Below are 25,788 nucleotides of genomic sequence, written 5' to 3'. Positions count from 1 at the left end.
AGGATATGTGTTACTTTGTAGCCAATGAAAACCGGCGCAAAAGGCGTTTTGCACGCTACCAGGTACTTTTTAATCCCCTATCTTTTACTGTTGTGTACCTGCCTTGTACTAAAGCTGCTTTATAGCCGTGCCGACATCTACTTTGCTGTTAACAGTTTGTATAGTGCCTGGGCTGACGCAGCTGCGCCTTATATTACTGATATAGGCGATGGTATAACCATTATTGTGATATCATTGCTACTTACATTATACAGCTATCGTAATGCCTTCCTGCTTTTTACATCTTATCTGATAACTTCGGCTGTAGCACAGCTGCTTAAGTACGGTTTTGACGCACCAAGGCCGCGGGTGTATTTCGAAAAGGAACTCTCACGTATACACTTTGTTAAAAACGTGTATATACATGGCTCGCACAGCTTTCCGTCAGGGCACACGGTAACTGCTTTTTCTGCAGGAGTGGTGCTTACTTATTTAATAAAAGAAAGAATGTGGGGACTGCTTTGCCTGCTGATGGCTGTAATGGTAGGCTACTCCAGGATGTACCTAAGCCAGCATTTTTTTGAGGATGTTACCGTTGGCTCTGCTATTGGGGTATTTGTTACGGTACTCTGGCTTGGGTATATAGACCAGCGCAAGTTTATAAAATCCCCCAGGTGGACCAGGGGGATCATTAAAATCTAGTTTATTCGTCGGTTTTTTTCCGGCGCATCAGGAACACAATTATCAATATCACCAGCAAAGCTCCACCACCGTAGATGGCAATCTTAGCACCTGTAGACAGGCCCTTCGCATTTGACAAGTATTGGTCGGTACGTTTTAGTTCCGGTGATACTTTGATAGAGGACGAAAATGCTTTCCACTCGTCCTTGGCCAAGTCAAGCCTAGACTCTGCAAAGTAGTACTCGAAAGTATAAGTTATTTCCTGAGTATAAATGATTACATAATTACGCAGTTGTACACCGGCACCCTGGTCTGTAGAAAGGGTGAACGTTTTGGCTTTAAGGTGACCTATCAGCGTATCGCGTACGTTCATGGTGCTGCCATCAGCCTGGCCTTTAATACCTTTAATGTATTTCTGCAGCACTTTGTTCAGATCCTTTTCCTTTTTAAGGGCAGAGGTATCCTGATTAGGTGCGCGAATAACTACCATGTAGCCCAGATCGGAATTACCTGAATATATCTGTTGACCAAGGGTATCCTTTTTGGTGTATTCTTTCGGGAGTGAAACACTAACAAGGCTATCTAATTTTACGGGCTTAAGCGCCTGGGCAAATCCGGCAAATGATAGCAGTATGAGGCTAAAACTTATAACTATCTTTTTCATAGAAGCTTAAACCTGAAAAAAAGAGATAAGTTTTAGCAGCATTACAAATTGCAATATTCGTAACTCGTTAAGCAATTATAAATAAGCAGAAAAGCTACACTTTTTTAAAGCGTGATATTCTTAACTTATTATACTGATGAAGCAGGATCGGGCATACATTGTAAATAATGTTCATCACCAGAATTATAGCGCCAAGATCATACCTGTAAAGGCTGATTGCGTAGCCCGCCACAAGTAAAAAGTAGATAAAGAAAAAGAAATGAAACCGCTCATACATCGTTACCGAACGCAGGTACTTAACAGCTGCTGCTCTATCTTTAACTACCTTGTAATTAGGGTTCTTCTTGCGGATTAAACGGTTTACCAGATCGCCATTCTGCACCAGTTTACGAATGGTTTTCACACCCAGGCTTTCGTAATACCTAGCGCGGTTGCTTAGCTGTATAAGCCTGGGAGGGATCAACAACGCTGCTACAGCAATCAGTATAAAAACATAGAACCAGGGCATAAAACTTACCCTACTCCAGAAAGCAAATATGGGGATAAATGCTAGTGCAGTCCAAAAAGCGTTGATGGCCTGATTCATGGTTTAGTGTTCAAAAGTGTTCAGCTTTTTTTGTGCCCGTGCGTTTTGAACACCTCTCGGCTATCTAAGTAAATACCTTTAGAAAAGCTCAGCAGAGCATCTAAATGCAGTTTTTTAGAGTTTTTTCCTTCACCGACCTTCAAAAACCACACTAATCTAAAAGCCTTTTTTAAAATATATTTGCAACTGATTGTTTTAATACAGGTAAAAACGAGCCGTTTTTCATTCAAGAAAAAGGCCGCTTTTATAGGCGGCCTTTTCTAAAAAATTAAATCTTTTCGAGTTCTTCTTTTACAAACCCGGCAAGCTCTTTTACGTAACCGGCGCTGAAGTCAAACTTGATGCCGGCTGTTTCATAGATCTCTTTAATTGTTTTGGTGTACCCTAACTTAAGTGCATCCATATACTGTTGCAAGCCTTTTTCAGGGTTCTCCTTATAATTCTTCCAAACGGCTATTGCACCAAGCTGGGCCATGCCATACTCAATGTAATAGAACGGCACCTCAAAAATGTGCAGCTGCTTTTGCCACAGGTTCTGCTCGGCTTCTTCCAAACCGCTCCAGTCGGCAAAGCCGGCACCGAAAGGCTCATATATCTTTAGCCAGGCGTCGGTGCGCTCAGCATCGGTATGGGCCGGGTTGGTGTATATCCAATGCTGAAACTGGTCTATCACGGCAACCCACGGCAGCGTCTTTAATACATCATACAGTTGATCTCGCTTAGCACGTTTAAGGTCTTCCTCGTTATCAAAGTAAACATCCCACTTATCCATGGAGATAAGTTCCATCGACATAGAGGCCAACTCGGCCACCTCGCTTGGGCAATGTTTAAAATCGTTAAGTTCCAGGTCGGCAGTAAGGAAGGTGTGTACCGCGTGCCCGCCTTCGTGCACCATGGTGGTCAGGTCACGGAAAGTATTCGCCGAGTTCATGAAGATGAATGGTGCGCCGGTTTCAGACAACGGGTAGTTATATCCTCCCGGAGCCTTTCCTTTTCGGCTCTCTACATCAAACAGGTTGTTTTCTTTCATGATCTCCAGGCGCTCGCCCAGGTAGCTGTTGATATTGCTGAAACACTGGATAGATTTTTCAACCAGCTCTGCACCATTGTGGAACGGCTTAAGGGCAGCCCTGCCAAGCGGGTCTACATCCATGTCCCACGGCTTAAGGGTATCCACACCCAGGGCCTCGCGGCGCTGCTCGGCAAAAGCACGCAGAATAGGCACCACCTCGGTCTCTATAGCTGCATGGAAAGCATAACAATCCTGCGGGGTGTAATCAAAGCGGCCCAGTTCCTGGAACTTGTAATCGCGGTAATTCTCAAAACCGGCGTTCAGGGCAACCTGGTGGCGTAAAGCACGCAGTTTATCAAACAAGGTATTCAGCTGATCTTTATCCTGTAAACGGCGGGCAGTTATCTTCTCCCAGGTATCCTGGCGTTTAGCGCGGTCGGCATCTTTTAAAAATACCGATGCCTGCTCCAGCGTATATTCTTTGTCGCCAATATGAACCGACATAGATCCGGTAATGGACTGGTACTTCTGCTGTTCTACCTGCAACTCCGTTTGCAGCGGAATGTTCTCTTCGCGGAAAAGTTCGAGCGCTTTTTTTACGCCGCGCAGCATAATATAGTACTTCTCTTCGTTCAGCTGCTGCACGTAATCGCTGTTCACCAGCTTCTTGTTCAGTTCGTTGTTATATGGTGCAGTTTTGGGCTCTATCTCGGTAGCAAAATACTGGAAGCTTTGCAGCAGCTCTTCGCTGGTGGTATCGCACGTCATTCGGATGTAGCGCCATGCAAAATCTTCTTCGAGGGCCGCCTGCAGTTCGCTGCCGTCTTTTAGCCACTTCTCCAGCTCTTCAGCAGAGTTAATGGGGCGGTTAAGCAGTTCTTGGTATATGGGCTCTAATGTCTCCCATTTGATCTCGAGATCAGCGGGAATATAGGTTCTTGTTTTTTTATGGATCATGGTTTATAACGCTACCATTAGCTGTATGCGTATGTGCAAATATGCGCAATACTGGGGAAGTCTGAAAGTGAGAAGTCGGTAAAGTCCGGAAGCCAAAAACAAAGTTCGCTGCTCAAATTTCAGAATACACTTTCTTTCTCACGGACTTCTTCGGACTTCGGAATACCCAAGCCGAACTTCCGACAAATTTCACTTACTCCGGCTTGAACAAGGTTTGCGATAGTTCTCTTATCCCCTCTTCATAACTTGTAGGCTTGTAATTGAACGCCTTCTCAAACTTAGAGGAATCGAAAATATAATCACGATCATACTGGTAATACATTTCTACCGTACCCATCACCACTTTTTTAAACAAACCTATCAACCATAACATAGCCTTACCAACGCTCATGAACTTGGGCTTTTGGTTGTATACCGCGGCTATCATTTCTAAAAATTGTTTGCCGGTTAAAGCAGGGGCCGTAGGTAAATGCCATATCTGGTTATCACTGTCCGGGTTTTGCCCAAGCAGCAGCATAGCTTTACCGGCATCCTTTATATAGATGAAGTTGTGCTTTTTAGTAACATCACCTATCCACTGGGCCGATTGCTTTTTAGCATATTTACTTATTACCATCATATCTAAAAAGCTGTTCATGCTATCGGTCCCATAAAAATCGGGGGCCCGGGCTATGGATGCGCGCAGGTTACCTGCCTTAACTTCGTTCATCAACATATCTGCAACGCCGGCGCGTACCTTTCCTTTTTTACTGGTGGGGTTGTAAGGGGTATCTTCTGTCATTGGCCCGTTTACCGGCCCGTACATGTATACGTTATCAAAAAATATAAGCCTTGCGTTGTTCTCCTTCGTTACCGCAATAACGTTTTGTATTATCACCGGCCATTGGGCTTTCCACACATCGGCATCGTACACCAGCCCGGCGCAAAGGTATATTACCTCAGATCCCTTAACCGCTTGGCTTAGTTCCGCCAGGTTTAGCAGATCTGCCCTTTGCCAGGTTGTGTTTTTACCGGTGGGTACTTCGCGCCTGCTTACAAGGCGGATGGTAGTGTTGTTGTTTTGTAATTCGCGTGCCAGGGCGTTTGCTACTGGTCCGCCGGCTCCTAATATGGTATGCATTTTATTTTGTTTTAAGTTATACCACAAAGGTGGGCAACCATTGTCACCAAAAACGTTAACAAAAGATAAGGAATTGCAGTACAGCTGTTAAGCCACGCGAACTGTACTTTTAATGAAGCAAGCAATAATGTTAAAATGTTAATAACGATATTTGCGCGGCTGCTGCAAATTAAATAGCTTTATGATGAATATTTCTGCCGAGAAAATGAAACGATTGTTAGATCTTATCAAGAACAAGTACTTCCTGGTTACGGTTGCATTTGTAGTATGGATGATATTTTTTGACCGGAACGATTTGTTTTCTCAATACCAGTATCACCAGCAACTAAATAAACTGGAGCAGGAGCGCGACTTCTATAAAACTGAGACCGCCAATGTAAACAGGGACCTTGACGAGTTAAGCTCTGACAAGGTTAAACTGGAAAAGTTTGCCCGCGAGAAATACCTGATGAAAAAGGACAACGAAGATGTATTTGTTGTAGAACGCGAAAAGGCAGAATAAGGCTCAACATTCTATACAAAAGCCTTTACTGCTATTGCTATAACCACTACTGCCAACAGGAAAAACCAGGTACCCTTGTGCGCAAAGTTGAACGTCCACCCCAGGCCGAAACGTTTTGGCACTACCAGCTTTTCGTCAGCCGGATTGTAATAGATCAACCCTAACTTCCAATTTTCAGGATTTGTCCGTTCTGCATCTGTCATAATCAGTTTTTTAATTAGTTACCCTTGGTGTCTATTTTAGGGTCGGCCATCATGGCTTCTTTAATAAACTTCACAGGAGCGCTGCCGTAGCTTAAGAATTGTTCGTTAAAGCTTTTAAGCTTGTACTTATCTCCTTTTTTCTTTTTCCATGCGGCACGTAGTTCACTTATTTCTTTGTAACCGGTGTAGTAACTGGTAAGCTGCACGCTGCTTACACTTACACGCTTCCATTTGTTGTCCGCCTCGGCCTGCTGCTGAAAAGCTTCTCTGGTGAGCATCTTAACAGCCTGTTCTTTGGTCATGCTGCCAGCATGCACGCTGTAATCCAAAATGGTGTTACATACCGATCGTAAGTGCCATTTATACCACATCAGCCGCATTTCGGGGGCATTGTCGCCAAAGCCTGCATCCAGCATCATTGGCTCGGTATATACCGCCCAACCTTCTACCATTGCCCCGTTGCCCAGTACTGCTTTAATTATACTAGGCGATTTATTAGCATAAACCAGTTGGGTGTAGTGCCCCGGAATAGCCTCGTGGATGCATAGTATCTGCAATATATAGTTGTTGTATTCGCGCAGGTAGCTTTCCGCACGCTCAGGCGCCCAGCCTGCCAGGCTGCCCACGTTAAAATAGGTATTTCCCTCCTTATCATACGGGCCGGGCGAACTTACCGATGCACCTGCCACACCAGCCATATAGCCGGGCTCTTTACGTACCACCAACGGTTTGGCAGGGTCAAGCGTTAGCAGATCTTTGCTTTTGATAAATGTGGTAAGCTTGGGTATCTGCTGTTCTATAGCCGACTGGAACTCATTAGGAGCAACGTGTTTGGCCGACAGCGTATCAATCATCATGCTGATCAGTTCAAGCGAATCCGAAGGCATAGCCTTAGTACCAAAATACTTTGGCCACAGCTGGCGGCTTAGCTTGGCCATTTCGCGGTGAACTGCTTTTTTACGCTCAACAGCAGAGTTGTAGGTTTGCTGCGCAGTGCCTTCTGCCTGTATATCATACTTAAACTTGGCTTCGTAAAACTCTTTACCAAGGCGAAAGCTCCGGGGTTTGTCAGCCTTAAGTGCCTTTAACCACGTAGCAAAAGCTTTTATGGCATCCGCAGAAATGCGGGCGCGATCCAGCATCTGCTTCTTTTCGGCTTCAGGTATCTTCGTTTTTTTTAGTGAATCGGCAAAGTCGCTTTCAATAACGCTTACGCCGCCCAGGTGCTGATCGGCAGCAAGGCTGGTAAGTTCGGGTACCGGGTTCTTTATCTGCTTTTGCGCTTCTTTATAGTACGCCGGAATGAATGCCATCTTCTGGTAGAAGTTACGCAGCCGCTTTTCCAAAGGGGCATAATGCTCGTTTAAGATGTATGCGAAAGTGCTTATCACGTTGTAAGATGCCGGGTTCCACTGGTATTCTTTCAACTGCTCTGTGCTCCACTGCATAGCTTCCAACTGGTTCATCATAATGCGATGATCCATTTTATTGGCATCAGAGAGCGAGTTCACCTCAAACCTGCTTAACGAGTCCATTTGCACCTTGGTAAAGCCAATCAGCTTCTTCCGGTTCTCGTCACTTGGGATCAGCAGCAAGCTATCGTATTTGTGGTAACCTACAGTAGTTGCCCAATCCGGGTTGTGCTTCCACAGGTCCTCAAGAAAGTGTTCTTCGTAACGGGTAAAAGCCGCATCGTCTTTTGAAGTTAGCGGACCCGAAGACTGGCCTTCTTTTTTACAGGCCGAAAATGCGGCCACATACAGGCAAAGCAAGAGTATTTTTCTGATCACTTTTAGCAGTTTACTTTGATGCATAAACTTAGAAAATTTGCCGAACATAAAGCAAAGCCCCTTTCTTTTTGTTGATACACCAAAACAGAACATGAGCAACGAACATAATATACTGATACAAGAACTGATTAAAATGCTGCAGGGCGGTGGCGCGCACGCTACCCTTGAAGATGCATTGAGCGATATAGAGCCGCAATACCGGGGTGTTAAACCTCATGGTTTGCCTTATAGCATATGGCAGCTTGCAGAGCACATCCGCATAGCGCAATGGGATATGCTGGAGTTTAGTAAAGATGGCAGCCATCAATCGCCCAATTGGCCCGACGATTACTGGCCTAAGGAAAGCGAACCTTCAGATGGTGCCTGGGAAAAAACAATAGAGCAGATATATACTGACCGTGCAAAATTTATTGAGCTGTTAAACAGCGGAGATATTTACGCCAAAATACCACATGGAGACGGGCAAAGCATCCTGCGGGAAGCTTTACAAATAGCAGATCACAACGCTTACCATACCTCCGAGATCATCCTGCTAAGGCGCTTGCTGGGTATTTGGAAGTAAGCGGCTCTACTTTACGCCGTTCAAAAAATCTACTATGCTGGTTACCAGTTCTGGTTTAAGCGGCAGATCGGGCTTGTTGTAGGTGGCAATATTTGGCTGCCGGTCGGCAGGTGCATCTTTTAGTACATGGTTCATGCCCGGGATAATTACCAGCTTGGCATCGGAGTCGGCCTTTTTTAACTTCTCAGCGTCAGACACCGTTACCTGCAGGTCATTTGCGCCTTGCAGTATCAGCACCGGCATTTTGGTCTTCTTCATCATCCGGATTGGATCATACCGGAACCACGACATCAGATAAGGCTGTATACTTGGGCGTGCTATATAATACAGGGAAGGATTAATATCGTCGGTAAACTTGCCCTTCTTAAGGCTGTCTACCATCGTCTGGAACTGATCCTGTAAAAACTTAGGCTGCGATTTAAGCTGCTCTTTAACCAGGTACTCGGCCGGCTGGCCGGCGCCCGCTACAGAAATAAAGCCCCTCACCGGCTGATCACGAATAGAGAGCAATCCTACCAGCGAACCTTCGCTGTGGCCCAGTACAATCACTTTAGCAAAACGCTTGTCTTCGTTCAGCATTTGTATCAAACCAACCGCATCATCCACATAATCTTCAAATCGCAGTTCTTTTTCTTTAGCGGCAGTTACTGCCGCTCCAATTGAACGCTTGTCATAACGCAGCGTGGCAATACCGCTTTTACCCAACTCATTAGCCAGCATCTTATAGGTATTGCTGTTGAGACCTAGTTTAGGGCTGTTACCATCGCGATCCGTAGGGCCCGAACCTGCTATAATAAGCACCACCGGCATTGGCCCGCTAACCTTGGTTGGGATGGTCAATGTACCCGAAATTGAAGAGTTGAACGTTTTGTGCAGCACCGGCTCCTCTTTAAGTGAGGGGTCCATCGCTATAGATTTCACATCCTCCTGGTAAGGTGTGAAGAAAACTCCGATCAGTTTATTTTGCGCATTTAGCGACAAGTTTAGATTAAAGACAGCATTGGCGAACGTTGTTTTGTAAATAGCTGTAGGTGCAACATACTTGCTTTCCTCTGCTTTCACCAATGCACCAAGTTGTGTTTTTATTTGTGCCGTTGTGGTGTTCCACTTGTCTTGCGTCATGCTGGCCTTCATCTCCGGGCTAAACATGGCGTAGATACTGTCGGGCTGGTTAGCATTATAAAACTTTTTAAACCTGGCTAATACAGGTGCGAAGTTTGCCGGTGCAGTTTGCGCGAAAGCGCTTATAGTAAGCAGGAGTGCTAAAGCTGTTGTGTATACTCTTCTCATCATTAGGGTTAGCCACTTATATCGGGCTTAACAATATGCGAAATTAGCAAAATAACACCGATTATTTGATGACATCCTGCTCAGTAATAGCAACATTCGGCAGCCGGAAACGTAAAAAGAGCATTAACGATATGTCAACTTAATATTTTCTGTAGATTAGGGCTTTCTTCCAAAGAAAAAACTAAACCTATCCGGCTAATTAATGAGGTTATTTTTATACTGCCTTTTTCTTACGCTTGCCTTAACTGTATCTGGTAATAGCTACGGGCAGTCGCCTTCTGCAAATATCAACGGACTTATCTATTTACCCAACAACGTTCCTGCTGTTGGTTCCACCGCCATATTGTTAAAAGCGACGGACTCGTCCATCGTGACGTCTGCCCTTGCAGACGGTCGTGGGCAATACTGGTTCCCTGCTGTCAGCCAGGGGCGTTACCTGGTACTGGCAAGCAGTGTGGGCTATGCTAAAGCTTATTCAAACGCGTTTACTGTTTCTACCGATAACATTACTGCTGATCTGGTTTACCTGCAGCCGCTTAGTACCAGCCTCAAAGAAGTGGTAGTAACAGCAAAGCGCCCCCTTGTAGAAGTAAGGCCAGGTAAAACCATCATTAACCCGCAGGCAAGCATCAGTGCCGATGGTAAAAACGTGCTGGACATAATGGCACAATCGCCTGGCGTAAGGGTCGACCATAATGACAACATCAGCATAAGCGGAAGGCAAAGCGCGCTGGTACTTATAGACGGCAAAACAACCAACATGACCGGTACGGATTTGGCCGCGCTACTGCGGGGCATGCCCGGCAGCAATGTAGAGAGGATCGAGCTCCTTTCCGGCTCTCCAAAGTACGATGCATCCGCCGGTGGCATTATTAATATTGTGCTAAAAAAAGGAAAGAACATAGGCACAAATGGCACCGTAAATTTAAGTGCCGGTTACGGCAGGTACTACAAATCGGCGGGTGGCATAACCTTTAACAACCGCACTAAAAAAGTCAATATTTTTGGCAGCTACGGTGCAATAGCAGAGAAACGCTACAAGCGGTTCACAAACGACCGCAACATTAATGACAATGGAACCATAAGCAGCTACAACCTGGACTACAACAGCATCCAGGAGTTTGTTACCCATAACTTCCGTTTAGGTGCAGATGTGTCGCTATCGGCCAATCACAGCATCGGGGCGTTTGTGAGCGGCTTTGTTAGCAATAACAATTACACTAAAGACAACCATTTAGAAATTGCCAACCAAGGGCATTTAGACTCCATGATCCGTGTGTCCTCAGCCCTTGACCGCGACCTGCGCAACATTAACTATAATCTTAACTACAGCGGCAAACTGGATAAAGCTGGCAAAACCCTTTCTGCTGCATTCACATATTCGCCATACAAGCGCAGCTCTGACGAGTATATAACAAACAGATTTCTTAACAGCTTAGGTCAAGCTTACAAAGATGCTTTGTTACTACAGAACCTGTCACCCTCAAATAGGCACAATTACACAGGCGTACTTGATTACGTGAGCCCGCTTGGCAAAACCGCTAAACTGGAAGCAGGCTTAAAGTACAGCCACACCAAAAGCAACAACAACTTGATCTTTGGTCCGCAAGTGCAAGGCGTATATACTGTTGACCCTAATTTTAGCAACAGTTTTATTTACAAGGAAGATGTGGATGCTGCTTACCTCAACTACAGCAATACATGGGGCAAGATAGACGTATCTGCCGGGTTGAGAGGGGAATACACGCGCTCAGAAGGATATTCTTTAGGTGCCGCGTCAGTAAGCGGGGTAACAACATTGCGCAAGTACTTTAACCTGTTCCCTAACGTGTTGCTGCACTATACTAAGGATGAAAAGAATGAGTATACGCTTAGTTTTAACCGGGGCATAACAAGACCAGATTACGAGAGTCTTAACCCCTTTTTGTATTATGTTGATCCGTACAATTACCAGAGTGGTAACCCTTACTTACGGCCCGAATACACCAACTCTATAGAAATTGGCTATTTGTATGATCAAAACTTAGGGATAACCGCTTACGCAAATATTAATACAAACGCCATCTTCCCCTACTTTTATCAGAATGATGCAACCAAGGTAAACTTGGGCACCAGCCTTAACCTTGGGCAGGTAAACAGTTATGGCTTAAAGATAAACGCTGAGCTGAAGGTTAACGAATGGTGGAAGGGCAACGTAAATGCAGACGGCAGTTACCAGCGTTACCGTGTTTACCCGGAGAACGGAACGCTTGACAGAGGTACCGGAGATCTGGTACTGACCACAACACAAACATTTACGTTGAGTAAAAAGATCTCGGCTGAACTTGGAGGAAGGTATGAAACACCTGCGTTTTACGGTATAAGGCAGTTTAGGGCAAACTATGCGGTGAACGCGGCCGTTGGCATGCAGGTGTTTGAAAAACGTGGTAAATTGAGCCTAAACGTATCTGACCTGTTCAATACAGACCGGGACAGGGCATACACCAACTTCCAGAATCTGGATCTACGCTTTTACGATAAAAGAGAAACAAGGATAGTAAGGCTAAACTTCACTTATAAGTTCGGCAAAACAACAGTTAAGGGTTCATCCAGCCATAGTACCGGTAACGAGGACGAACAATTGCGTATGCGCAGGAGCACTAATTGATTCAGTACCTGAGTTATCCGGCGTGGCCGCTAAGCATGCTCAATACTATTACCAGCAACACCAGCATAGTAATGCCAACATACAGGTAATCGCGCTCAAGCACAAAACCTATCGCAGAGAAAATCACCCGCACAATGGGCGTTGCAATGAGCAATACAATACCAGCTTGTATAATAGCTTGCCCTCTTAGTTCTAAAATACCGTTAATAATGCCCTGTGGACTATGCACAAAAGCGGGCACGCCGGTAAATTCGTGGTAGTCGGCCCTGCCCTGCCCGTGACGGTAAAGAAAAAGAACACCGCCAACAATCACAACCGACATAGAGATTAACACCCCCGCACGAAGTATCCAGCCGATTACGCTTTGAAGGTCTTTTTCTTTAAAGGACGATGGGTTCATTCTATTAATTTCCTGCACGGATGCTGCGCTCGCTAAGTTGTTTAATCAACTCATCGGTAAACTCGCGTTCGCTTTTGTAAAGCTCACTTACCTTTTCAGGTGGCAATATCTTTAGGAATTCATCACGGTAATGTTTCCGGATGTTCAGAAGCTGATTCTCGTAGTAAAGATCTTTGTTTATCTGTTCGGTACCGTTTGCAGATGCGTTTGAGTTATTAAGGCGCTTAAGTATGCGCACGGCAGTAAGTTCCTGCTGGTACTGGTGGTAAAGAGGCCAAAAGCGTACAGCCTCGTCATCGCTTAGGTTAAGCTGGTTTGATAGGAACTTATCTCGTGCTGCCGCTAACTTTTTACCTACGCCCTTTGTCTTTACTACGGCGGCACCCTTTTGCGTATTGCCCGGCCTAAAACTACGCACATCAGTCCCCTGAGCAGACACCTCATAGCCGGTAGCCGCAGCTATAATTAAAACGAAAAAAATATATCTGAACAGATTACTCATTTAAAATCAATTAATATCGACATAATCACTCAGGTCCTCATCAAGTGCCTGGGTGTTTATACCCTTATCATCATCCATTATACCGTGGTTATCGGTAGCGTCAACATGCAGCTCAAGATAGTCTTTTATCTCGTCAACCGGAATGGTTGACAACTGTGTGTGTAAAAGCGTTTTTTTATGTGGTTGTACCGCGGTGTTACCAGCATCTCTTAAGAACACACCCGCACCTACTATTAAAGCCAGGCAGGCAGCGGTAGCATACTTAAAGGTGTTAGTAGCAAACAGTTTACGTACAATAGTTTTGCGTACAACCGCATCCTTGTTAACAGTTTTATTAAGAATGTTCCTGTTAAGCTCTTCAAAATAACCTTCAGGTACTGTAAATGCTTCTGGTGCTGCCTCAAGTGCCTCTTCAACCTCAATGCGCGAAGTAATTTGCTGCTGCAAATTGTCAAAGTAGCCTGCGGGTACGGTAAACCCCGCGTCGCCAGCACCGGCAGCTTCCTCAACTGCTATACGGCTTTGTATATTAGCAGTCAGGTTATCAAAATATCCTTCAGGAACAGCAAAGTCAGCCATTTCCCTTTCGGTCTCAATATTTATCCTGCTGGTAATATTGGCCGTAAGCTGTTCAAAATAATTCTCAGGCACGGCAAAGCCCGGCTGCTCAGCATCCGTAACCATCTCAATATTAATCCTGCTGCTGATGTTCGCCGAAAGTTCATCAAAGTAATTTGCAGGCACTTCAAATCCGTTTGCCGTGTCGGTACTTTTTAATTCATCTAATTTCACCAATGATAAAATGCGCTGACCGGCTTCTTCGAAATAGCCAGACGGCACCGTAAACGGGTTCTTTCGGGAGAACCGTTCAAGTGACATTTCTTCGTCTGCCCACTCGTTATTATCCATTTCGCTTTTCATACTGTCTTATAGATGAATAAAGTTTCCAATGGTTTAATGCGAATTTAAAATTAATCCCTTGATGTTATAAATGCTTCTATTTTTTTTACGGCAAGGTGGAACGATGCCTTCAGGGCACCCACGCTGGTACCAAGCACATCACTCATTTCCTCATATTTCATATCATCGAAATACTTCATGTTAAATACAAGGCGCTGTTTATCCGGCAGGGTAAGTATGGCCTCCTGCAGCTTACGCTGTATCTGGTCGCCGCTGAACTGATCAGAACTGGACAAGGTGTCTGCCAGTTCATAATCCACATCGTCAATAGAAACGTTGTTCTTCTGCTTCTTTTTATTAAGGAAGGTGATACACTCGTTGGTTGCAATGCGGTACATCCAGGTATATAACTGGGCATCGTTACGGAAGCCTGGCAGGTTTTTCCATACCTTGATGAATACGTCCTGCGTAAGATCGTCGGCGTCATCATGGTCAATAACCATGCGGCGTACATGCCAGTATATTTTCTGCTGGTACTTTTTCAGCAGCATGTTAAACGCTTCGTTCCTTGTCTTATCGTCGCGAAACTTGCTTAGTATCTCTTCGTCTTCTGCCTGTATGGCCATCTATAAAAATTTATTTATAAAAATAAAGATAACGCATTTTGGTTTAGATATGTTTCATCGACGGTTATTTCACCAGGTCGAGCACCTGCTGTGACGAGGCCGCTGTATCTACCTTCTCTATAACGTGCTCAATAATACCGGCGCCGTCTATAACAAAAGTTGTGCGGACGGTTCCCATGTATTTTTTGCCATACATGTTCTTTTCTTTCCAAACATCATAGGCTTCCACAATACTGTGTTCGGTATCAGCAATCAAAGTAAATGGCAGGCTGTACTTGGTCTCAAACTTCTTGTGCGATTTTTCGTCATCTACACTTACGCCAATAACATCAAACCCCTGACCCAGCAACGATTGATAGTTATCTCTAAAACTGCATGATTCGGCAGTACAACCAGGGGTATCATCTTTAGGGTAAAAGTATAAGATCACTTTCTTCCCCTTGTAATCTGAAAGGGATACCTCTTTGCCGTTCTGGTCTTTTGCTGTAAAATCGGGGGCTTTGTCGCCTGCTTTTAATGTGGTTGCCATAGGTTAACGTGTAAATTCAGCAGTAAATTTAGCAGTATTGTCTTTCCCGTCTATCACTGTAAATTCAAAATTGTGCTTGCCGGGTTTAATATCTTCGGTAAAGGTATAACTTAATACCCTTGTTTTATAGCTCCATTCTACAAGCACCCACTTACCGTCTATTTTACCGGCAAAGCTTTTTACGCCCGAAAGATTGTCGCTCATTTTCAGCCTTATGGCTTTAACCTTTGCCATATTGCTGCCGTTTTTTATGTTGAGCGGAGTAATAACCGGCGGTACAGTATCTATGCGGATGTAGTAATCGCCAAAAGTACGCGCTACAGCTTTTACGTAACCTCCGTCGTATTTACCATTTATACTGCCCGTAGCACCGTTCACAATTACTGCTTTATCCGCGTAGTTGCCCAGGCTTACATCGGGTTTAATCCAAATGTCGTAGCCGTCGTGTATTGGGGTAAACTTATTATGGATGCGGTGCGTGACGGAATATGCTCCGGCCTTGATAGGCTGAGTTGAGTATTGAAAGTCCAGATCGTCATATAAGTTCCCGGGTTCTATTTGCACCCGTACCTTATCGTTTGCGAAAATGCTGCGTTCGTCATAATGAAAAAAAGTACCTGTAGGCTTTGCCGGCTGGTTACTGTTGGCTGTAGTGTTTGATTGTACCTTAACAGCAATGGTTGAAGTATTGCCCATTATATCCCGGCAAACGAACTCTACATCGTGCATTTCATTATCATTGAAAGGGATAATACCCCTGTTAACCGATTGCGGATACAATGATATGCGGCTACCCGGCAGTATAAAGCATTTTTGGAACATTCGCCGGGTAAGCAAAAAGGCAGGATAGTCTATATAGGCATTTACGGCATGTGTTTGATCAAACGCAAACCGCTCAACCGTAAAGGTATAAACGGTGCTGCCGTCCAGCTTCATCTCTATAGAGTAAACGCCGTTATGGTTTGCAGATGCGCTGTTTTGATCGGTTACGGCTATACCAAAACCCGTGTTACCACTCAGCTGCAGTACTTTTGGAGTGGCGAGCCGGTAATTACCCGCCGCGCCCGTTACCGACATAAATTCCTTTGGCGTGTTCTCGCTGAAAGGATTGCCGTTAAGGTGGTAAACTGCCAGCGCTGTAATAGTTGGCGGCACTTTATCAGGGATGGTTAGTCCGAATAGCTGCGGGTTGATGGTTTCTTCGGTAAGGCTGTCGCGCAACTCGAAGTGCACATGCGGACCAGCAGAAGCGCCTTCGTTACCGGATATGGCTATAACATCTCCCTTCTGCACTTTAAACAGACCCGGCGGTACCTTTATGTCGGCATCAAACACCTGGTTTTTATATTGGTAATCGCGTATGTATTTGAACATTGCCTGCGTAAAGCTCTGTATGTGGCCATAAACAGAGGTGTAGCCGTTAGGATGGGTGATATAGATGGCCTGCCCAAAGCCACCAAACTGTATTCGTAAGCGTGACACATAACCATCTGCAACAGCATACACTGGATAGCCGGTGCGCTGCATGGTTTTAAAATCGAGCCCGGAATGGAAGTGCGCCGGGCGCAATTCACCAAATGAGCCTGCAGTGGTAGGCGGCAGGTCCAGCGGATAGCGGAAGTAGTTCTGCGGGTATTTTTTACTCTGAATAATGTCCTGCGCGGATGAGTAGTTTGCAAATAACAGCAGTGCTGCTGCTAAAAAATTTACGATGTAGTTCTTTTTATCCGTTCGATTCTCCAACATTATTATTTATAAGCTTACTTCAATGCACTAATACGCGCCGGCGACACCTGCTTGCACTTAAGCTGCTTACTTTACCTCAAAGTCAAGCATTTTTTCTCCTTCGAGATATGCTTCCAAACGGTCGCCTATATTTACCCTGGCTACGCCCTGCGGCGTACCGGTATATATAAGATCCCCCTTCTTAAGTGTAATGTACTGCGATACAAAGGCTATTATCTTTTCGAAAGAAAAAAGCAGGCCTTTTGTATTGCCTTGCTGCCGGGCCTCACCGTTAACATCCAGGTTGAAATTAAGTTCGTATAAATTTGAGAATTGCGTTTTAGGAACAAAATTGCTCACCGGTGCCGATCCGTCGAAGGCCTTGGCCAGCTCCCATGGTAGGCCTTTTTCTTTATGGCGGGATTGAATATCGCGGGCAGTAAAATCTATCCCCAGCGCAATCTCTTCGTAATAGTTAGCCGCAAACTTTTCGTTGATATGCTTACCCTCTTTGCTTATCTTAAGAACAATCTCCAGTTCGTGATGAATGTCCTGCGAAAAGTCCGGATGGTAAAATGGCTTATTATCTTTTAAAAGCGCAGTATCCGGTTTCATGAATATCACCGGAGTGGTAGGAACAGGGTTGTTTAGTTCTTTAGCGTGTTCGGCGTAGTTACGGCCAATGGCAATAATTTTCATAGTAAATGCTTATCAGCCCAAAGCTAAAAATTAAAAATACGGCAGGAAATCAAATAAGGAAATTGTTACAGTATAGAAATCCTTTTGTTAATAGATTCTGTACCTACATTGATGCGAAGGAAATAAAAACCGCGGGTAAGTTTGCTGTTAATGTTGTAGGTAAGGTTTTGTTCGCCAAGATCTACACGTTGAGAGAATAAGGTGAGTACATCATTACCCAGCACATCCATAATCTTTACATTAACAAACACGCCACGGGAAACTGTGTATTTTACATTAAGTACATCATTTACCGGGTTAGGGTATATCTGTACATTAGAAAGCAACTTATCTGAAATTGGCCCTGCAGGTTTAGCCGGTGCCACAGACACTTTGGTGCTGGATATTACAGCCGGTTTTATAGGCGGGAGTGATAGATGTAGGATGTTTTTGGTATTTATGGACTTGGCCGTCTTACTCCTGAGGAACTTAAGGTATGACGTGTCAGAACTTTGTGCAGCAACTCCTTTAGCCAGCGCAACGTTTACCGCTACTGCCATCAGTATTAAGGTAAACCAGGAATTTAGCTGAGTAAATTTTCTAACCATATCAGTGTTATCTGCAAAAGTATAAATATTGTACTTCAGAATTCATAATGTGATAAATTAATAAATAGTTTTAACACTTTTTAACAAAAACTGTCGTTTTGTATGTTGTTTCTATATGGACTTATACGATCAACAATAGTTTAAGTTGGCTCTCCGGATATTATTATCAATATACGATAATACAATAATCACAACATCACTGTAGCAACGTACACTTTACGCCGTTTTAGACCGCCGCTGTTGTATTTGCTTGTGAAATACAGCTTTGTAAACAAATACTAAAATTGAAAGTTTATCAACGTAGCTATCTGAACAATTGCGGCTGCTCAAAAATCTTTAACAATACAGCAACGCTTTTGCAGGATTTGTAATAATTAAGGGCCTTATACCTTATTGTGAAAGTTACAGTCCATACAATGTAATTTTTATAGTTTTGTAAACTTTTCAAAAACACTGTGTCAAGTCATAAAGATCTGCAAAAACTAACAGCCGGTGGGCTGCTCATTAGTTTAGGAATAATCTACGGCGATATCGGTACATCCCCGTTATATGTATTCAAAGCCATTGTCGGCTCAAATAAAATTTCCGAAACGCTGGTGCTCGGAGGAATCTCCCTTATCGTTTGGACGCTTACCCTGCAAACTACATTAAAGTATGTGGTAATTACTTTAAGGGCAGATAACAAGGGTGAGGGTGGTATATTCTCGCTGTTCTCGTTGGTAAGGCGCAAGGCTAAGTGGCTGATCGTCCCGGCCGTGGTTGGTGGCTGCGCTCTGCTTGCTGATGGTATTATTACACCTCCTATTACTATATCCTCTGCCATTGAAGGCTTGGAGACCTATTATCCACACCTGCCAACGGTAGAGATAGTGATAGCCATTATAGCGGTACTGTTCATTATACAGCAGTTTGGTACCTCGTTGGTTGGCAAGGCCTTCGGCCCTATTATGTTCCTTTGGTTTACCATGATGGGCGTACTAGGCATAAGCTATGTTGTACAAATGCCTTCTATTTTAAAGGCGCTCAACCCTTATTACGCTTACCAATTGCTCGCCAGTGATTACAATGCATTCATCATACTAGGTGCGGTATTCCTGTGTACCACAGGTGCGGAGGCACTATACTCCGACCTTGGCCACTGTGGGCGCAAGAACATCCAGATCAGCTGGATTTATGTAAAAGCCTGCCTTATTTTCAACTACCTGGGCCAGGCAGTTTGGCTGCTACAGCGCAACGGTCAGCTTGTAGATCTTAACGAGAAAAATCCATTCTATCAGATTATGCCGGAGTGGTTCCTCATTTTCGGTATCGGAATTGCCACTATCGCGGCGATAATTGCATCACAAGCGCTAATATCCGGTTCTTTTACGCTTATAGCAGAGGCAGTTAGGCTTAACCTTTGGCCTAAGGTGCGCATACAGTACCCGTCAGAGCAGAAAGGCCAGTTGTACGTACCCAGCATCAACTGGATACTATGTATCGGTTGCATCGGGGTAGTATTATTGTTCAAGCACTCCTCTAACATGGAGGCTGCTTACGGCTTAAGTATAACCGTAGCCATGCTCATGACCACTATACTGGTTTCTAAGTTCCTGCAGAGGAAAAAGGCACCTGTATACCTTATCGGGGCTTTCTTAACGGTTTACATGCTGATAGAAGGCACGTTCCTGCTGGGTAACCTGGTTAAGTTTATCCATGGGGGCTGGTTTACGCTATCTATAGGCCTGATGCTGTTCATCGTCATGTGGACCTGGCACACTGCCCGAAAGATCAAAAACCGTTACGTGAAGTTTATTGAGATAGACGACTATTTCAACATTATAAAGGAGATGAGCGAGGATGAAAGTGTGCCTAAATACGCTTCACAGCTCATTTATTTAACCAGCGCCAACTTTAATTCTGAAGTAGAATCAAAGATCATTTACTCCATCCTGCAAAAGCAACCCAAGCGCGCCGATGTGTACTGGCTGGTTCACGTTGACGTAGTGGATGAGCCTTACAAAAGCGAGTACGAAGTTGATTTCCTGATACCTGGAAAGCTTATCCGCGTGGACTTTAAACTAGGTTTCAGGGTAGAACAGCAAATTAACTTATTGTTCCGCCGCGTGGTGGAAGACCTGGTTAAGAATGGCGAAGTGGACATTACCAGTCGCTACCAGTCACTTAACAAACACAAGATCGTTGGCGATTTCCGGTTTGTGGTGATAGAAAAAGTGCTATCACGCTCACATAACCTTTCTTTCTTTGAACGTGTTATCATGTTTATTTACTCGTACCTCAGAAAGATCAGCTTGTCCGAAGAACGCAACTTTGGCCTGGATCTGAGCTTCGTTACCATAGAGAAAGTACCGCTGATGTTAACCTCTCCCGAGAGCGTAAAACTCGAGCGTGTAATGCCATCTTGATAGTTGGCTACAACGATAATGAAAATGCCGCCTGAAAAAACAGAGCGGCATTTTTTTTATAAAAACATCCTGGGAAAAGGGGGTTTAATGAGCAAGAATCTGCAAAAACCACATTTTTTTACTACCGGAACTATCGTAGTGAGAATAATAGCCTAAATACTGACGTTGGTTGAACGCGCTTCCCAATTACTCCCATTTAAAGGTTTTGGTTGCTACTGCATAAACCCCTATTCCCCACAAGAGCAGGATAAACAACTGGTGCGAAACATCGCCCAGGCCGGCACCTTCAAACGCTACCTTACGCATAGCATTGTTAAGGTGTGTTAACGGCAAAGCGTTACTTACATACTGCAGCCATTTAGGAAATGCCGTTACCGAAAAAAAAGTACCCGACAACAGAAACTGCGGCAGGGTAATAATGTTGGACAAAGGTGGAACCGTACTTTCGTTTTTCGCAATGCCCGACACGGTAAAACCGAAGCCCATAAAGATAATAAGACCAATCGCCGAGAGCACCAGCATGTTCAGCACGGTCACCACTCCATGTATCAGGGTAAAACCAAATACAAAGTGACCAACCATAATAATGAATAGCGCCCCCAGTAACGAGAACACAATACGGGCCAGCGCCTCGCCCAGTACAATGCTGTAACGTTTTACCGGGGTGGCAAAAAAGCGCTTGATAACAAGGGTGAGTCGAAGACTGATGAACACGAAAGCGGTACCGAATACGCCACTGCTCAGCAACGAGAAGCCCAGTTGGCCCGGCAGAATAAAATCGATGTACTTGTACTCGCGGCCGGTAACTGTAGTTTCATGCAGGTCAGCTGCTTGTGGCAAGGCTGGTACGCCATTTCTTTTTGCAAACTCGGCATTCATTTGCATCAGTATATTACTCAGTACCGACTTAAGGATGCTCCCCTTACTGGATGAATTAGTATACTGCACGTTTACTGCATAAGGCGCAACTGACGAGGGTTGGTATACTGCTCTATCGGGAATACTGTTCTTCCTGATTTCAATGGTCGCGTCAAGGCTGCCTTTTGCCAGGTTATTCTTCATATCATCAGGTGACTGATCCCGTATAAGGTTGATCACAGACGACTTCTTTAAAGCTTGATATACCGGACTAATGGTGTCGGTACCTTTTACCACGCCCACGTCTACCTTCACACCGCCGCCACCTATATTAGCGAATACCACAATAAACACCAGTGGGAATGCCAGGCTGAACACTACTGCCGACGGGCTGCGGATGATAGAGCGGAAACTTGCTTTTGCAATGGCCAGCGTAGCACGTGTGTTGCTGTAATTTTGTTTCATTATGAGTTTAGTTCAATAGTTAAATTTTACACCCCCTTTAGGGGGTTGGGGGGTTATCCTTCAGTTGGCTGGGGGGCTTCTATCCCTCTCTCCACTCCTTGCCAGTAAGGTTTATAAATACATCCTCCAGATTGGCTGCCTTAACCTGCTTCTTGCGTTCGAAGCCTTTTTCAACAAGGTCATCAATAAAATGATCAGGAGTGTCTATACCAACAATATGGCCCCCGTCTACAAAGGCTACGCGGTCGCATAGCACCTCGGCTTCATCCATGTAATGTGTAGTGATCACCACGGTGGTACCGGCATCACGTATCTGCCGTATCAGGTCCCAAAGGTTACGACGCGCCTGCGGGTCTAACCCTGTTGTAGGCTCGTCCAGAAAGATTATGCGGGGGTTGTTTATAAGTGTAGTGGCAATGGAGAAGCGCTGCTTCTGCCCGCCGGACAAGTCTTTGTACTTGGCCTTGGCTTTGTCGGTCAGGGCTACCTTTTCCAGCATCTCCATTGGTGTTTTGTGGATGCCATACAGTCCGGAGAAAAGAGTGATCAGTTCGGACAGGTTTAGGTTAGGATAGTAACCTGCAGCCTGCAACTGCACACCTATACGCTGTTTAATACTGTCGGCATCCTTGTCTATCGAAAAACCGTCAACAGTAACTTCGCCCGAGGTTTTCTCGCGAAGCGTTTCAATTATCTCCAGCGTAGTAGTTTTACCGGCGCCATTCGGCCCTAGCAAACCGAATATTTCGCCTTCGTAAACGTCAAAGCTAATGCCTTTTATGGCTGCGAAATCGCCGTAGTTTTTAACCAGGTCCTTTACCGTTATTATAGGTTGTTTTGCCATATGTAAATATGCGACGGATTTATCGCATTTACATACACCCAACCTGTTAAGGGCATTAAAATTTAATTAAATTATAGCTTGGGTAAGGTGGGCTACTTGCCGCCCTTTTTCAGTTCGCTTTCTGATTTCAGCACTTTGCTGCCGTTCTTTTGCTTAATGTCGTAAGCAGGCTCTTCTTTGCTGGCATTGCGTTTTACCTCGCTGCCTTTTATCTTCTTTTTAACTGGCTCGGTATGCTTTTGCTCTATTTTACCTTCAGCCTCGCCGCTGCCCCAGTTCCAGTGTACGGTATCTCCCTTTTTCATAACGAATGTTTCAAGAACTATAGCAATATGCCGGCCAGTTTACTTTGCGGTAAGTATCAGCACCCGCTCTTTTTTTAAACCGGGGTGCACATTGTTAAGCGTAAGCTTGCCTCCTTTTGCTGTTACAATGCCATGGTTACCGTAGGTTTGCGTTGCCGGATCGAAATATTGCATGGTAAAACTGCTGCCATTTACCGGAAAAACAATTTTCGGCGGCAGTGTACCGTAGGTGTTATTAAGCATGTACACAAAATAGCTTTTACCGCACTTTACTACGTAGGTTTCTATATTGCCCGACGTTGCCGTCACCTGCTCAAAAGAGCCGTTTCCTGCTTTCAGCATCTCATCGCCTATTATGCGCACACCTTTAAAATACGGGGTCATGTTTCGTTGATCGAACATTTCCCACCACCAGCTCATGGGCAGGATAGGCGTGGGACTGAACATACCATACCAAAGGCCACGCTTAAACTCGAAGTCAGCGTCGGAACCATATTTTTGGTCGTCGTCCTCCCACCTAAAACCAAACTCACCAATTACGTAGGGCTTTCCAAACGCACTAATGTAATCCGGGTAAATTGCCGCAATCTTATCGGTATGCTTATAAATATGTTTCTGGTTAAAATCAATGTAAGGGATGGCGTTCATGCCAGTAATATCACGGTGCGATACGCTGGTGGTCACCATGTGGCCATAGGGGTCAATATCTTTCAGGTAACGGCTCATTTCGTCGTGCCATTCGGTAATGGTATGTAGCGGTATTAGCACGCTGTCGGCGCCTGTAAATGCAGCGTTGTCTACTTCATTAAAGAATTCCCACGCCGCTATGCTGGTGCTGTATCCCCAACGTGCTACTATATACCGTAACTTATTCTTGTACATGGCGCGGGCTTCCTGCGAGGTAAAGAACTCCGCCGGGGTTTCGGCCGGGCCGCCGTTAGCCGCGTTGTAGTTACTGTTTTTCCAGCCGCCTTCTTCCATTAAATGACCGTGCCAGTCTAAAGTAAGCATGAATTTAAGGTTGAGCGAGTCGGTAAGATCAACCAGTTCGTCCATCCGCTTAATGGCGCCGGGGTTAAAATAATCGTCGCTGTTACTGTAGCGCTTGGTCGACTGCACCTTTTTCCATTGCAGCGGCAGGTTCCAGTAACACATCCACGTCCGGAAAAAGTTACCGCCGCTTTTGGCAAGTTTTGGTAATAGATAATCGTAGGTGTATTTATCGTTTTCGAATGAACGGGATTCCCAGCCGATGTTTTCGCCTACGCCTCGAAAGAGTTCGCCATTGTCGTACTTAAAGGTCCAAAGATTATTCTTGTGCAGGAAGCCTTGCTTAGCAGTTGCGGTGGCAGTAATAAAGTTCATATCAGACCGCCACTCCCCACTCTTACTTTTTACCACGAAAGTGTAACGGTATTCACCGGTTTGCTGCGGGGTAAAGCGAGCTTTCCATACTGATGCCTTGTTGTCGCCGCTTTCGTAATAGCAGGGCAGGCCAAGCTGCTTGCCTGAAGGCGATACAATTTCCATATCAACCTTAATGTCGTGCTGATCGTAAGGGTTTGTAAAAGCAGCAGACAAATTAATGGTCCACTCAAACTTTTGGTACTGCTTAAAGGGTTGATTATTATAGGTGAAGTTAACAAGCCCCGGCTGAGCCTCGCAAAAAGTATAGGTGAACGATATCACCAGCAGCAGGAGTATTATGCGTAAGGGCTTCATTGGTGTAATGGTTTAAAGCCCTAATATAGCTATTATGTTTTTTTGCAAATTGCCCCGGTGCTGTAAAAGTAACCAGCCGGGCAGTTACCGGTTGGGTTACTTACAAACCTGGCAAACAATAAGGCCAAGTACTACTGCAACATTTACAGCTATAGCTACTATTGCGTAAAGTGAGGGGCTGGTGAGTGAAGTTGTCATGATGGTGTTTTTCGTTTTGAACACCACAAAATTGCATCACCACAGGATTTTGCGTTACAGATATTAGGCGAAGTATGCCAAATCATCGGTAAACGTGTATACCGGTCGATAAGCAGGCCCATTCAAATCGGTGAATGGCGTATCATCGGCGAATTTTCGGCAAAATAAGCCCTGAAACACTCAAAACTAAGTTTTATCAAAAAGCGAGAAGCTTCCTGATTCCCCTTAAACTATTGCAAGTACGACGCTACAACACACAACAAGGTTACAGCCATGCCTCATGTTTGTACCAGCATCTCTGCATGGTGTACCTTGCTTAACTCCAGAACCCTTGTGTACTTATCTGTGCAGGCGGAAAACCCATCTCCCGAAGCATCTTGCGTAACTTTTGCACCATGGTGTTGTTACCGGCCAGGTAAAAAGCAGTTTGGCTAACATCGTAGTGCTGCTGTTTAACCCACTCTATAATACTCTGGTGACCGTGTACATCAGTACGGGCCAGCGGCTGCAGCGGCGACCAGAAGTATTCCTCAAATTGCCTGCGGTGATCTTCGTTTGCTATTACTACTGCGCCGGAAAAGCGCGCTTTTGGCACTACCATTTGCTGTAAGGCAAGCAGGTGCCCCATGCTGCTTTCATCGCCCAAGCCAATAATGGCCGGTGTGCTTTTTGGCGAATGGCGGGTTGAGCCAATTTTAATATAGTATACCTCGTCTCCCTTTTTTAGCGATGATGCCCAGCGGCTGCCGGGGCCAGTGTGCGCAGCATCTACATAAATAGTGCAGGTGCGTGTTTCGGCGTCCCAGCCGGATGGGGTATAATCACGGTAAGTAAGGTCGGCCACTTTAAATTTAAGATAAGGTACTTCCTGCCAGGCGGCCACTTCTGCGGCAGGCAGGTGCAGGTCTACCTCTATCATGGTAGATGGTACCCAGTGCCTTACCTCAAGTACGTTGGCGCTTTGTATCAGGCGTTTTTCCAGCAGGCTGCCTGCTTTAGCCTTAAGTTTTTGTAAAACGGGTGTTTCCAT

At 45.0% G+C, this 25,788-nt stretch carries 25 protein-coding genes; 5 read left to right on the top strand and 20 right to left on the bottom strand.

The window, feature by feature from the left end:
* Positions 1 to 24: 24 nt before the first annotated feature.
* A complete protein-coding gene (locus AC59GT_RS19515; RefSeq protein WP_497239213.1) occupies positions 25 to 681 on the top strand; it encodes a phosphatase PAP2 family protein in 657 nt (218 codons plus the stop codon).
* A gap of 1 nt (position 682) precedes the next feature.
* Here the strand turns inward: AC59GT_RS19515 and AC59GT_RS19510 are convergent, their stop codons facing one another.
* From AC59GT_RS19510 to AC59GT_RS19495, 4 genes are all read right to left on the bottom strand, one after another.
* Entirely contained in the window at positions 683 to 1,324 is a 642-nt protein-coding gene (locus tag AC59GT_RS19510; protein ID WP_497239212.1) for a hypothetical protein, read from the bottom strand.
* A 94-nt stretch (positions 1,325 to 1,418) separates the two neighbouring features.
* On the bottom strand, positions 1,419 to 1,910 hold the full coding sequence (locus tag AC59GT_RS19505) for a glycosyl-4,4'-diaponeurosporenoate acyltransferase CrtO family protein (protein ID WP_497239211.1): 492 nt from the start codon (positions 1,908 to 1,910) through the stop codon (positions 1,419 to 1,421).
* Positions 1,911 to 2,178: 268 nt separating this feature from the next.
* Positions 2,179 to 3,879: a M3 family oligoendopeptidase gene (locus AC59GT_RS19500; RefSeq protein ID WP_497239210.1), complete on the bottom strand. Its 1,701-nt coding sequence runs from the start codon at positions 3,877 to 3,879 to the stop codon at positions 2,179 to 2,181.
* A 193-nt stretch (positions 3,880 to 4,072) separates the two neighbouring features.
* Positions 4,073 to 4,999 (bottom strand): NAD-dependent epimerase/dehydratase family protein, encoded by a 927-nt coding sequence (locus tag AC59GT_RS19495; protein WP_497239209.1) that lies wholly within the window; start codon positions 4,997 to 4,999, stop codon positions 4,073 to 4,075.
* 181 nt (positions 5,000 to 5,180) lie between these two features.
* On the opposite strand from AC59GT_RS19495, the gene AC59GT_RS19490 reads away from it, so the two are divergent.
* Positions 5,181 to 5,501, top strand: a complete 321-nt coding sequence (locus tag AC59GT_RS19490) for an FtsB family cell division protein (RefSeq protein ID WP_235853983.1) — start codon at positions 5,181 to 5,183, stop codon at positions 5,499 to 5,501.
* Between the two features lie 11 nt (positions 5,502 to 5,512).
* Here AC59GT_RS19490 and AC59GT_RS19485 read toward each other — a convergent pair whose 3' ends face one another.
* Positions 5,513 to 5,704 carry a DUF5808 domain-containing protein gene (locus tag AC59GT_RS19485; RefSeq protein WP_497239208.1) on the bottom strand — a complete coding sequence of 64 codons (192 nt, stop codon included), beginning with the start codon at positions 5,702 to 5,704 and terminating at the stop codon, positions 5,513 to 5,515.
* A gap of 14 nt (positions 5,705 to 5,718) precedes the next feature.
* The gene (locus AC59GT_RS19480; protein WP_497239207.1) at positions 5,719 to 7,518 is read right to left on the bottom strand and encodes a DUF885 domain-containing protein; all 1,800 of its coding nucleotides are present in this window, start codon (positions 7,516 to 7,518) and stop codon (positions 5,719 to 5,721) included.
* A 67-nt stretch (positions 7,519 to 7,585) separates the two neighbouring features.
* On the opposite strand from AC59GT_RS19480, the gene AC59GT_RS19475 reads away from it, so the two are divergent.
* Positions 7,586 to 8,056, top strand: coding sequence for a DinB family protein (locus AC59GT_RS19475; RefSeq protein ID WP_497239206.1), 471 nt, complete (start codon positions 7,586 to 7,588; stop codon positions 8,054 to 8,056).
* A gap of 6 nt (positions 8,057 to 8,062) precedes the next feature.
* On the opposite strand, the gene AC59GT_RS19470 is transcribed toward AC59GT_RS19475, so the two are convergent.
* Entirely contained in the window at positions 8,063 to 9,349 is a 1,287-nt protein-coding gene (locus AC59GT_RS19470; protein ID WP_497239205.1) for an alpha/beta fold hydrolase, read from the bottom strand.
* Between the two features lie 199 nt (positions 9,350 to 9,548).
* Between AC59GT_RS19470 and AC59GT_RS19465 the strand changes: the two genes are divergently transcribed.
* Positions 9,549 to 11,993, top strand: coding sequence for an outer membrane beta-barrel protein (locus AC59GT_RS19465; protein ID WP_497239204.1), 2,445 nt, complete (start codon positions 9,549 to 9,551; stop codon positions 11,991 to 11,993).
* Between the two features lie 13 nt (positions 11,994 to 12,006).
* Here the strand turns inward: AC59GT_RS19465 and AC59GT_RS19460 are convergent, their stop codons facing one another.
* The 8 genes from AC59GT_RS19460 to AC59GT_RS19425 all read right to left on the bottom strand — a co-directional run bounded on the left by AC59GT_RS19460 (position 12,007) and on the right by AC59GT_RS19425 (position 17,961).
* Positions 12,007 to 12,393 carry a DUF1634 domain-containing protein gene (locus AC59GT_RS19460; protein WP_497239203.1) on the bottom strand — a complete coding sequence of 129 codons (387 nt, stop codon included), beginning with the start codon at positions 12,391 to 12,393 and terminating at the stop codon, positions 12,007 to 12,009.
* A 4-nt stretch (positions 12,394 to 12,397) separates the two neighbouring features.
* Positions 12,398 to 12,895 (bottom strand): hypothetical protein, encoded by a 498-nt coding sequence (locus AC59GT_RS19455; protein ID WP_117382764.1) that lies wholly within the window; start codon positions 12,893 to 12,895, stop codon positions 12,398 to 12,400.
* Between the two features lie 6 nt (positions 12,896 to 12,901).
* On the bottom strand, positions 12,902 to 13,816 hold the full coding sequence (locus AC59GT_RS19450; RefSeq protein ID WP_497239202.1) for a hypothetical protein: 915 nt from the start codon (positions 13,814 to 13,816) through the stop codon (positions 12,902 to 12,904).
* A gap of 50 nt (positions 13,817 to 13,866) precedes the next feature.
* On the bottom strand, positions 13,867 to 14,421 hold the full coding sequence (locus AC59GT_RS19445; RefSeq protein WP_497239201.1) for an RNA polymerase sigma factor: 555 nt from the start codon (positions 14,419 to 14,421) through the stop codon (positions 13,867 to 13,869).
* A gap of 64 nt (positions 14,422 to 14,485) precedes the next feature.
* Positions 14,486 to 14,950, bottom strand: a complete 465-nt coding sequence (gene bcp / locus AC59GT_RS19440) for a thioredoxin-dependent thiol peroxidase (protein WP_497239200.1) — start codon at positions 14,948 to 14,950, stop codon at positions 14,486 to 14,488.
* A gap of 3 nt (positions 14,951 to 14,953) precedes the next feature.
* Complete coding sequence (locus AC59GT_RS19435; RefSeq protein WP_497239199.1) at positions 14,954 to 16,696, bottom strand: M23 family metallopeptidase; 1,743 nt, start codon at positions 16,694 to 16,696, stop codon at positions 14,954 to 14,956.
* Between the two features lie 66 nt (positions 16,697 to 16,762).
* A complete protein-coding gene (locus AC59GT_RS19430) occupies positions 16,763 to 17,374 on the bottom strand; it encodes a fumarylacetoacetate hydrolase family protein (protein WP_497239198.1) in 612 nt (203 codons plus the stop codon).
* Between the two features lie 65 nt (positions 17,375 to 17,439).
* Positions 17,440 to 17,961 carry a T9SS type A sorting domain-containing protein gene (locus tag AC59GT_RS19425; protein WP_497239197.1) on the bottom strand — a complete coding sequence of 174 codons (522 nt, stop codon included), beginning with the start codon at positions 17,959 to 17,961 and terminating at the stop codon, positions 17,440 to 17,442.
* Between the two features lie 455 nt (positions 17,962 to 18,416).
* Here AC59GT_RS19425 and AC59GT_RS19420 point away from each other — a divergent pair, with 455 nt between their 5' ends.
* Complete coding sequence (locus AC59GT_RS19420) at positions 18,417 to 20,366, top strand: KUP/HAK/KT family potassium transporter (RefSeq protein ID WP_497239196.1); 1,950 nt, start codon at positions 18,417 to 18,419, stop codon at positions 20,364 to 20,366.
* Between the two features lie 186 nt (positions 20,367 to 20,552).
* Here AC59GT_RS19420 and AC59GT_RS19415 read toward each other — a convergent pair whose 3' ends face one another.
* The 5 genes from AC59GT_RS19415 to AC59GT_RS19395 form a co-directional block, all read right to left on the bottom strand.
* Complete coding sequence (locus tag AC59GT_RS19415; protein WP_497239195.1) at positions 20,553 to 21,689, bottom strand: ABC transporter permease; 1,137 nt, start codon at positions 21,687 to 21,689, stop codon at positions 20,553 to 20,555.
* A 79-nt stretch (positions 21,690 to 21,768) separates the two neighbouring features.
* Entirely contained in the window at positions 21,769 to 22,533 is a 765-nt protein-coding gene (locus AC59GT_RS19410) for an ABC transporter ATP-binding protein (RefSeq protein ID WP_497239194.1), read from the bottom strand.
* 92 nt (positions 22,534 to 22,625) lie between these two features.
* Positions 22,626 to 22,838, bottom strand: coding sequence for a hypervirulence associated TUDOR domain-containing protein (locus tag AC59GT_RS19405; protein WP_497239193.1), 213 nt, complete (start codon positions 22,836 to 22,838; stop codon positions 22,626 to 22,628).
* Between the two features lie 39 nt (positions 22,839 to 22,877).
* Entirely contained in the window at positions 22,878 to 24,560 is a 1,683-nt protein-coding gene (locus AC59GT_RS19400) for a DUF5060 domain-containing protein (RefSeq protein WP_497239192.1), read from the bottom strand.
* A gap of 514 nt (positions 24,561 to 25,074) precedes the next feature.
* Positions 25,075 to 25,788: a siderophore-interacting protein gene (locus AC59GT_RS19395; RefSeq protein ID WP_497239191.1), complete on the bottom strand. Its 714-nt coding sequence runs from the start codon at positions 25,786 to 25,788 to the stop codon at positions 25,075 to 25,077.

This window comes from Mucilaginibacter sp. 320_HR (genome assembly GCF_059691875.1).
This window is presented reverse-complemented; position numbering and strand designations above follow the sequence as displayed.

What these genes read in the sequence shown, in the direction of transcription:
- AC59GT_RS19515 (WP_497239213.1), top strand. Translation starts at nt 25, where the DNA reads ATGAAAACCGGCGCAAAAGGCGTTTTGCACGCTACCAGGTACTTTTTA.
- AC59GT_RS19510 (WP_497239212.1), bottom strand. Translation starts at nt 1,324, where the DNA reads ATGAAAAAGATAGTTATAAGTTTTAGCCTCATACTGCTATCATTTGCC.
- AC59GT_RS19505 (WP_497239211.1), bottom strand. Translation starts at nt 1,910, where the DNA reads ATGAATCAGGCCATCAACGCTTTTTGGACTGCACTAGCATTTATCCCC.
- AC59GT_RS19500 (WP_497239210.1), bottom strand. Translation starts at nt 3,879, where the DNA reads ATGATCCATAAAAAAACAAGAACCTATATTCCCGCTGATCTCGAGATC.
- AC59GT_RS19495 (WP_497239209.1), bottom strand. Translation starts at nt 4,999, where the DNA reads ATGCATACCATATTAGGAGCCGGCGGACCAGTAGCAAACGCCCTGGCA.
- AC59GT_RS19490 (WP_235853983.1), top strand. Translation starts at nt 5,181, where the DNA reads ATGATGAATATTTCTGCCGAGAAAATGAAACGATTGTTAGATCTTATC.
- AC59GT_RS19485 (WP_497239208.1), bottom strand. Translation starts at nt 5,704, where the DNA reads ATGACAGATGCAGAACGGACAAATCCTGAAAATTGGAAGTTAGGGTTG.
- AC59GT_RS19480 (WP_497239207.1), bottom strand. Translation starts at nt 7,518, where the DNA reads ATGCATCAAAGTAAACTGCTAAAAGTGATCAGAAAAATACTCTTGCTT.
- AC59GT_RS19475 (WP_497239206.1), top strand. Translation starts at nt 7,586, where the DNA reads ATGAGCAACGAACATAATATACTGATACAAGAACTGATTAAAATGCTG.
- AC59GT_RS19470 (WP_497239205.1), bottom strand. Translation starts at nt 9,349, where the DNA reads ATGATGAGAAGAGTATACACAACAGCTTTAGCACTCCTGCTTACTATA.
- AC59GT_RS19465 (WP_497239204.1), top strand. Translation starts at nt 9,549, where the DNA reads ATGAGGTTATTTTTATACTGCCTTTTTCTTACGCTTGCCTTAACTGTA.
- AC59GT_RS19460 (WP_497239203.1), bottom strand. Translation starts at nt 12,393, where the DNA reads ATGAACCCATCGTCCTTTAAAGAAAAAGACCTTCAAAGCGTAATCGGC.
- AC59GT_RS19455 (WP_117382764.1), bottom strand. Translation starts at nt 12,895, where the DNA reads ATGAGTAATCTGTTCAGATATATTTTTTTCGTTTTAATTATAGCTGCG.
- AC59GT_RS19450 (WP_497239202.1), bottom strand. Translation starts at nt 13,816, where the DNA reads ATGAAAAGCGAAATGGATAATAACGAGTGGGCAGACGAAGAAATGTCA.
- AC59GT_RS19445 (WP_497239201.1), bottom strand. Translation starts at nt 14,421, where the DNA reads ATGGCCATACAGGCAGAAGACGAAGAGATACTAAGCAAGTTTCGCGAC.
- bcp (WP_497239200.1), bottom strand. Translation starts at nt 14,950, where the DNA reads ATGGCAACCACATTAAAAGCAGGCGACAAAGCCCCCGATTTTACAGCA.
- AC59GT_RS19435 (WP_497239199.1), bottom strand. Translation starts at nt 16,696, where the DNA reads ATGTTGGAGAATCGAACGGATAAAAAGAACTACATCGTAAATTTTTTA.
- AC59GT_RS19430 (WP_497239198.1), bottom strand. Translation starts at nt 17,374, where the DNA reads ATGAAAATTATTGCCATTGGCCGTAACTACGCCGAACACGCTAAAGAA.
- AC59GT_RS19425 (WP_497239197.1), bottom strand. Translation starts at nt 17,961, where the DNA reads ATGGTTAGAAAATTTACTCAGCTAAATTCCTGGTTTACCTTAATACTG.
- AC59GT_RS19415 (WP_497239195.1), bottom strand. Translation starts at nt 21,689, where the DNA reads ATGAAACAAAATTACAGCAACACACGTGCTACGCTGGCCATTGCAAAA.
- AC59GT_RS19410 (WP_497239194.1), bottom strand. Translation starts at nt 22,533, where the DNA reads ATGGCAAAACAACCTATAATAACGGTAAAGGACCTGGTTAAAAACTAC.
- AC59GT_RS19405 (WP_497239193.1), bottom strand. Translation starts at nt 22,838, where the DNA reads ATGAAAAAGGGAGATACCGTACACTGGAACTGGGGCAGCGGCGAGGCT.
- AC59GT_RS19400 (WP_497239192.1), bottom strand. Translation starts at nt 24,560, where the DNA reads ATGAAGCCCTTACGCATAATACTCCTGCTGCTGGTGATATCGTTCACC.
- AC59GT_RS19395 (WP_497239191.1), bottom strand. Translation starts at nt 25,788, where the DNA reads ATGGAAACACCCGTTTTACAAAAACTTAAGGCTAAAGCAGGCAGCCTG.